Annotated in this window: 4 protein-coding genes; 1 reads left to right on the top strand and 3 read right to left on the bottom strand. The window is 43.0% G+C overall.

Annotation, left to right across the window (positions count from 1 at the left end; all coding sequences use genetic code 11):
- Positions 1 to 173: 173 nt before the first annotated feature.
- The 3 genes from AC37HE_RS05980 to AC37HE_RS05970 form a co-directional block, all read right to left on the bottom strand.
- Complete coding sequence (locus AC37HE_RS05980; protein ID WP_500781881.1) at positions 174 to 818, bottom strand: TetR/AcrR family transcriptional regulator; 645 nt, start codon at positions 816 to 818, stop codon at positions 174 to 176.
- Between the two features lie 52 nt (positions 819 to 870).
- Positions 871 to 3,018, bottom strand: coding sequence for a ribonuclease R (gene rnr / locus AC37HE_RS05975; protein WP_500781880.1), 2,148 nt, complete (start codon positions 3,016 to 3,018; stop codon positions 871 to 873).
- Between the two features lie 113 nt (positions 3,019 to 3,131).
- The gene (locus tag AC37HE_RS05970; RefSeq protein WP_500781879.1) at positions 3,132 to 4,595 is read right to left on the bottom strand and encodes a glycoside hydrolase family 32 protein; all 1,464 of its coding nucleotides are present in this window, start codon (positions 4,593 to 4,595) and stop codon (positions 3,132 to 3,134) included.
- Between the two features lie 87 nt (positions 4,596 to 4,682).
- Here AC37HE_RS05970 and AC37HE_RS05965 point away from each other — a divergent pair, with 87 nt between their 5' ends.
- Positions 4,683 to 7,121: a T9SS type A sorting domain-containing protein gene (locus AC37HE_RS05965; RefSeq protein ID WP_500781878.1), complete on the top strand. Its 2,439-nt coding sequence runs from the start codon at positions 4,683 to 4,685 to the stop codon at positions 7,119 to 7,121.
- The last annotated feature ends 202 nt before the right edge of the window (positions 7,122 to 7,323 follow it).

The raw sequence follows: 7,323 nt of genomic DNA, 5'->3' as shown, positions 1-7,323 counted from the left end.
GGAAAGTTTGGGACGATGAAGGAAACCTGGTCTATGAGATGAATTACGTAGATGGTCAAAAATCCGGAACCTGGAAAAAGTACAAACCAACCGGGGAAGTCCTAAGCGAAAGAACATTTTAAGGGATACTTGAGGGGGAAAACAAAAAAGAGGAGTTATTAGCTCCTCTTTTTTTAGTTACGTTTCATGATTCCGTAACAAAGTATTTTCAGGATATTATCGACTCCCTTCTCGAGGTTAACCATTCCGTAATCGCCGGCAGAAAGTGGCATTTCCAGCCCTTTTATTGCGGTAGTGATACCAATAGCTGCCAGGGTGAAATCCTTAACGTCAAAAGCGTTTTTACGCACTCCTTCGATCAAAATGCGTTTGATCATCCTAATCTCTTCCTGGTTGTATTTATTCTTGATGTTGTCGATGAACTCAATTGCGGTAACATCGTTTTCCAAGGCATGGTAAAAATTAGCCAAGCCACGGTAAGTGGTCAACTTGGTCAGGATATAATCCCTTAATTTTTCAACCGGATCGGTATTCCGTAAAATAACTTTCTCCAATTCTCGCTTCAGAATCTCAACTTCCTTCAGGATGACAGCCTGAAACAAGTCCTCTTTACTACTAAAATAATAGTACAAGGAACTCTTCCCTTTCCGAACTGCATTGGCAATATCGTCCAGAGTTGTTTTCTTGTATCCGTATTTACTGAAGATCTCCTGTGCGATTTTCAGTATATTTTCGCGATTGGCATCTTTTTTATTGATCCCATTATCGGAACTCATAACCATAAGCTGGTACTTATTAAATTGATTTTTAAGGCGCATAAAGATAGTCGATTTTTTCGAATATTTTGTGCCAAAAATCAGTTGACAAAAATCAATCCGTTTTAACCAGCTTAAAATCAAGCTGCTTTTTCACCAAATCAGCCCGCATAATTTCGACCCGAACAGATTCGCCCAATTGATAAGTTCGCTTGCTATGATTACCCACCAAACAATAGTTCTTTTCGTCGAAGACATAAAAATCGTCATCCAATTCGCGCATGGGAACCATACCTTCACACTTGTTTTCCAGCTCAACGTACAAGCCCCAATCGGTTACTCCGGAAATAACGCCGGTGAATACTTCACCAATTTTATCCTTCATAAATTCAACCTGCTTATACTTAATTGAACTACGCTCGGCATTGGCAGCCCGGCCCTCCATCTCCGATGAATGTTTGCAGTAATCTTCAAATTTTTGGGCATTCACAGATCTTCCACCATCCAAATAACGCTCCAACAACCGATGTACCATCACATCCGGATAGCGGCGAATAGGTGAGGTAAAGTGGCTGTAATACTCAAAGCCTAGTCCGTAGTGCCCAATATTTCGAGTCGAGTACTCGGCTTTAGCCATGGAACGAATGGCTAGTGTCTCCACCACATTTTGTTCGCTCTTCCCTTTCACTTGTTCCATCAAAGCATTCATTGAGTTTGAAATGGTCTTCGGGGAAGTGGTCTGTATATCGTAGCCAAATTTTTTAATGAAATAGTTGAAGTTCTCCAGCTTCTCGGGATCAGGCTTATCGTGAATACGGTACACAAAGGTTTTTGCTTGTTTCCCGCCTTTGGTTTTACCAATACTCTCAGCGACACGCTTATTCGCTAAAAGCATAAACTCTTCAATCAACTTATTACTATCCTTCGATTCTTTAAAGAAAACCGAAAGGGGTTTGCCTTTTTCGTCGATCTCAAATTTCACTTCAATACGATCGAAGGCCAGCGAGCCTTCCTTAAATCGTTTATTGCGAAGTTTGACAGCCAGATCATTCAAAGTTAAGATCTCATCCTTCAAATCTCCTTCACCGGTCTCAATAATCTCTTGTGCCTCCTCATAAGTAAACCGCCGGTTCGAATGGATAACTGTTCGTCCGAACCATTCTTTCAACACTTCACCCTCCTCGTTCAACTTAAAAACAGCAGAAAAGCACAACTTATCCTCATTGGGCCTCAGGGAGCACACCCCGTTCGATAGCTTTTCCGGGAGCATTGGTACGACACGGTCGACCAAATAAACCGATGTTGCCCGCGAGTAAGCCTCCTCATCAATAAGTGTGTTCGGTTTCACGTAATGGCTCACATCGGCAATATGAACACCCACTTCCCAAACACCATCCTTGAATTTGCGAATGGAGAGGGCGTCATCAAAATCCTTGGCATCAGCCGGATCAATGGTAAAGGTCGTGACATCGCGCATATCGCGACGCTTTTCTATTTCTTCCTGCGGAATCTCAAGCGAAATCCGTTCAGCAGCTTTTAATACATTGTCGGGGAAACGCAGTGGCAAGTCATATTCAGCCAATATCGCATGCATTTCGGTATCGTTCTCTCCTGCATTCCCTAAAATCTCGATCACTTCCCCAAATGGGTTCTTGGCCCGTGCCGGCCATTCCGTTATCCGGGCAACAGCCTTTTGCCCGCCAACAGCACCATGCAGTTTTTCATTCGGTATAAATAAATCGAAACCAACCTTACCAACCGGAATCAGGAAGGCAAAATTACGCGAACGTTCAATGGTCCCTACAAAAGTTGTTTTAGCACGTTCCACAATTTCAACGACCTCACCCTCCAGCTGGTGTTTTTTTCGTCGGGCATAAACAATCACCCGCACTTTATCACCTTCCATCGCATGGTTCAGATTGCGTTGCGAGACTAAAACCGGCTGGTCAATTTCGTCGGAAATAACCAATCCAAAACCTTGCGGTTGAAGTTCAACACGTCCGCAAATCTGCCCACCGCGCGACTTCACTTTATATTTTCCACGGAAAACCTGTTCAACGGTGTTGTCCTCGGACAATTCGTCGAGAACCACACTAATCAGACGTCGAATCTCGGGATCTTTCACCCCTAGTTCACCCGCCAGCTGTTTATAATTAAAGGATTTTTGAGGATTATCGTAAAAAATCGTCAGAACTGCATTCTTCAGATTTCGTTTATTAAAGGTTGAAGATCCCGATCGGCTTTTCTTCTTCTTTTTCTTCATAATGTGAAGTTGATATTTTGCGACTGAAGTTATAACTATTTACAAGGAATAAAAAAAGAGGAGTGCAAATGTTTGCCTCCTCTACAAATTATGTTGTGCTATTTTGTACAAGACTATTTCTTTTTCCCGGAGTATATTGAATTCATTGGATACACTTCCAGATTTTCAATATACAACTCGCCTCCTGTGTTGTAAAGGATATAATCCTGGGAGTCCTCCACCGGGCTAAACGTTTTGGAAAGGAGAACTTTCCCGTCGTTGGCGAATATCTCGATCGATGAGCGGTCAACCAGAATGTCCATCGTTATTTTACCATCTTCCGGTTGTAAGGAGGCTGTTGCCCCCAGACACGACAACTGGTTCCGGGTAGCATCGTAGCGAATCTCTGTTCCGTCGCCCGACTTATTTGCCCGTAACACAAAACCGAAACTGCTAACTGTTTTCAACTGAAAAACGCCTTTAATCCGAAAGCAATCACCATTGATCCGTTTAATCGGATTTTTATCCAATCCCGGAATGATATTTTTATCCTTCAAAACAAACGCTTTCCCCTGAAGTTGCTCAAGTGCTTTTATTGGCTGTTTCATCAAACGAACCCCTTCCGGGAAAGTGCGCAATTGAAGCTCAACCGGGAACGACAATTGACCGGCAAACGGCATGTTGGGCTCTTGCGTATCGCCAATCGAAGCAATTTGAATAACTTTTGATCCCTCGTCACCATCCGGAACAGTGAAGGTACTTGCCCCGGTAAACTGACCGTAACCGGCAGGCAACATATCTGTCGTTGGCTTAAAGCGGTGACCATCAAAATCGCCAACCATATACGACCCGATAGAGTCGGTTACAACCCATTGAGTTTCGTCCGGATGATTGTTTACCGATAGCTGAAACATGTCCGGCCGACCTTTCGGCCCGATATAATGACTTTGATAAGTCCAGTCGATTAAGTTATTGGACGTATAAAATGAAAAACCATCCGGGATATCTTCACTTTCCGGATTTCTAGCAATAACCATTACAAAGCATTTATTAGGCTCGTACCAAAACACTTTCGGCGACCGTGCATTTTCATCCTGCTTGTAAGGGATCAGCGGGTTATCGGCAAACTTAGTCCAGCTTTCGCCGCCATTCGTACTATAGGCAAGGCGTACACCGCACTCATAACTGGTATAAAACAACACCCAGGTTGGTTGATCTCCATCCTGCTTCCCCAATACATTTTGCTTATCAACTAAAACACTTCCTGCACGAATGGTGCATTTGTATAAATCGCGGGTCGCATCATCGGGCTCCAAAGCTACCGGTTTATATTCCCAATGAACCAAATCGTGGCTCACTGCTTGCCCCATATTGAGGTAAACCGGTGTAACATCAACCGTGCTATACTCATAGAACAGATGGTAAAGACTATCTCGCTCCGAGAAAATAACTCCTGAAGTGTTACCAATCCAGTTTTTGGGAGATGTAAAATGATATTGCGGTCGATAAACCTGTGAGAAATCCACATCCTGATCCTGTGCAAAGGCACCAACAACAGCAAAACAGAGAAGAATAAAAGTAGAAAGTGATTTTATCATGACTGATCTTTTCAGTTTTATGAGCAAAATAAACAAAAAATCGTTACTTAATTTATAAATTACCCTAGTCAAGACAACGCAACTATCATGAAATTAATTTTCCTGTTAACCATCATTCTTTCTCTTTTCATTCCGAAACAAGGACATTCAGAAAAACCAATCGGGAAAAAACACCTTCATGCACCGCTGTGCTATGCCTCCGACAAAGTGCATAAAATATATATCCCCTCACCCTTCAAAACTAAGCTTAAATCAGCACAGATCTCAACAGCAACCATCGATGTCAGCTATTCGGGCTTCCCCGAAGATGCACAAGCAGCTTTTGCATATGCAGTGAGTATTTGGGAAGGGCTGATTAAGTCTCCCGTGACCATTCACATTCAGGCAAGCTGGAGCCCCCTTGCAGTTGACGTTCTGGGGAGCTGCTCTCCGAATGATTACCTGGAAAATTTTGACGGTGCCCCCCTCCCGAATTACTTTTACCCCTTGCCTTTAGCCGAAAAACTGGCTGGCAAGGAACTCAATGCAACAACCGACGCTGATATTGTCGCAGAATTTAACAGCAATAATGCCAATTGGTATTTTGGAACTGATGGACAAACCCCAACTGACAAATATGATTTTGTAACCGTCGTGTTACACGAAATAGCCCACGGGTTGGGATTCACCGGCTTATGCTACCAACCAACCGACGGAATAGGTGCTTACGGCTGGACCAGCGATCATCCGTCCGTTTTCGATGATTTTTTGGTTAATATTGATGGACAAAAGCTGACCGATGAAAGTCTTTTTGCAAATTACTCAACTGATTTAATGGATCAGTTTCAGTCGGGCTATTTAAATTTCAAGGGAGAATGGTCGAAAACAAAACTCGACGGAAGTTACCCGCGGATGTACGCTCCCTTAACTTTCGATGAAGGATCTAGTTTATATCATCTGAACGAATTGACCTATACTGACACAAATGCGCTGATGACACCCGCAATTTCGAAAGCTGAAGCTCTCCACAATCCGGGAATTGCACTAACCATGATGGAAGAAACCGGCTGGATTTACACCTCAATTGCTCATGACGAATTGACTGATACCGAAGACTTGACAACTCCACTTTCAGTAACTGCCAAAATCGTCAGCGATCAGGGACTGGACTCCACCTCAGTAAAACTAATATACACCTATGCCGATTTCACAACGGCTGATACCGTATCGATGAGTTGGGCTGAAACAACCGATCTGTTTAGCGCAGAAATTCCGGTTCAAGAGGCTGCTGTAATTCGTTATTACATTACTGCGCAAAACATAAATGGGCGCACATACCGATTACCGGTTCATGCACCCGACGCTTATTTTGATGTTACCGTTGGCCCCGATCACCAAGCACCGGTAATCGTTCACGACCCGGTGAAGTTCATCATGCAAGACAAGCTGACAACCACAATTTCGGCTGATGTAACTGATAATATTGGTGTTGCAAACGTGAAACTTGAATATGCCGTAAACAACGGAGCATTTCAGGAAGTAATCTTAACAAAAACTGATACCTCTTATCAAACCGACTTGTCACTTACCGGTCTTTCTGATGGCGACTCCATTCGTTATCGCCTGATAGCTACCGATATATCATCACAAGCCAACACAAGTTACCTGCCAACCGAAGGGTACTACACCATTTCTGTCGAAGGCTTTTACGCAGCCGTAAATACCTACAGCAATAACTTTAACAGCTCGAGTCACGATTTTATATCGAAGGATTTCTACATAGGAACAGTAACCGGATTTGATAACGGGAGTCTGAACAGTCCGCATCCCTACCCGAGCCCTAATTCAAACGAGGAGTCGTATGATTTAACTTGTATTCTCAAACATCCTATTATTTTGGAAGAAAACGGGAAGATGACCTTCAACGAGGTTGTTTTGGTTGAACCAGGTGACACCGGTTCGACTTACGGAAGCGACAACTTTTGGGACTATGTGATTATTGAAGGTTCGCTGGACGGGGAAACAAATTGGCTACCACTCACCGATGGCTATGATTCCGGGGAGAACAGCAGCTGGCTTTCGGCTTACAACCAGTCTGCTGATGGCACCAAAGATCTTTATGCAGTAAAGGAAATAACACTAACCGGAAACGGAAATTTTAGTGCCGGCCAAACGGTTTATATTCGCTTTAGACTATATTCCGACCCCTTTGTGAATGCCTGGGGATGGACTATCGATGATTTAGTAATTCAGGATCCGGGAACCGCAGCAGAGACTACAACCGCAGCGTCCAACAGTTTTAAATTCTTCCCGAACCCTGTAGCCAGTCAACTTCATATTGAAGCAGTGCTGGAGAAAGCACCGGGTGAAATTCAATATTCCCTGCAAAACGCGACGGGACAAGTTCTTTATTCCGGAAAGTTTGATGGTTCCAGCCAGACGATCTCTGAAGAACTGAATCTTTCGAACCTCCGTTCAGGAGTTTATTTTCTGATTTTGGATTTGGAGAACGGTGAACGAATCAACAAAAAAATCGTTCGACTTTAAACCGAAATACGTGGAAGCTTGTTTTTAACCTCAGTTAGTAATTTACCTTTCTCAGAATGGTAAAAATTAAAATTTGAAAACAAAAAAGCGGATAAATTTTGATTTTAAAATAAATCTCTATCTTTGTCAGCGAATTAGACAGAAACAAATGCTTTCAAACAATACATTTTATTACTGGTTTTATTACTTCACTTCAGCAAAC

It is taken from the genome of Mangrovibacterium sp., from assembly GCF_059905295.1.
Note: the sequence above shows the minus strand (reverse complement) of the source record. Positions and strands in the feature narration are given on the sequence as shown.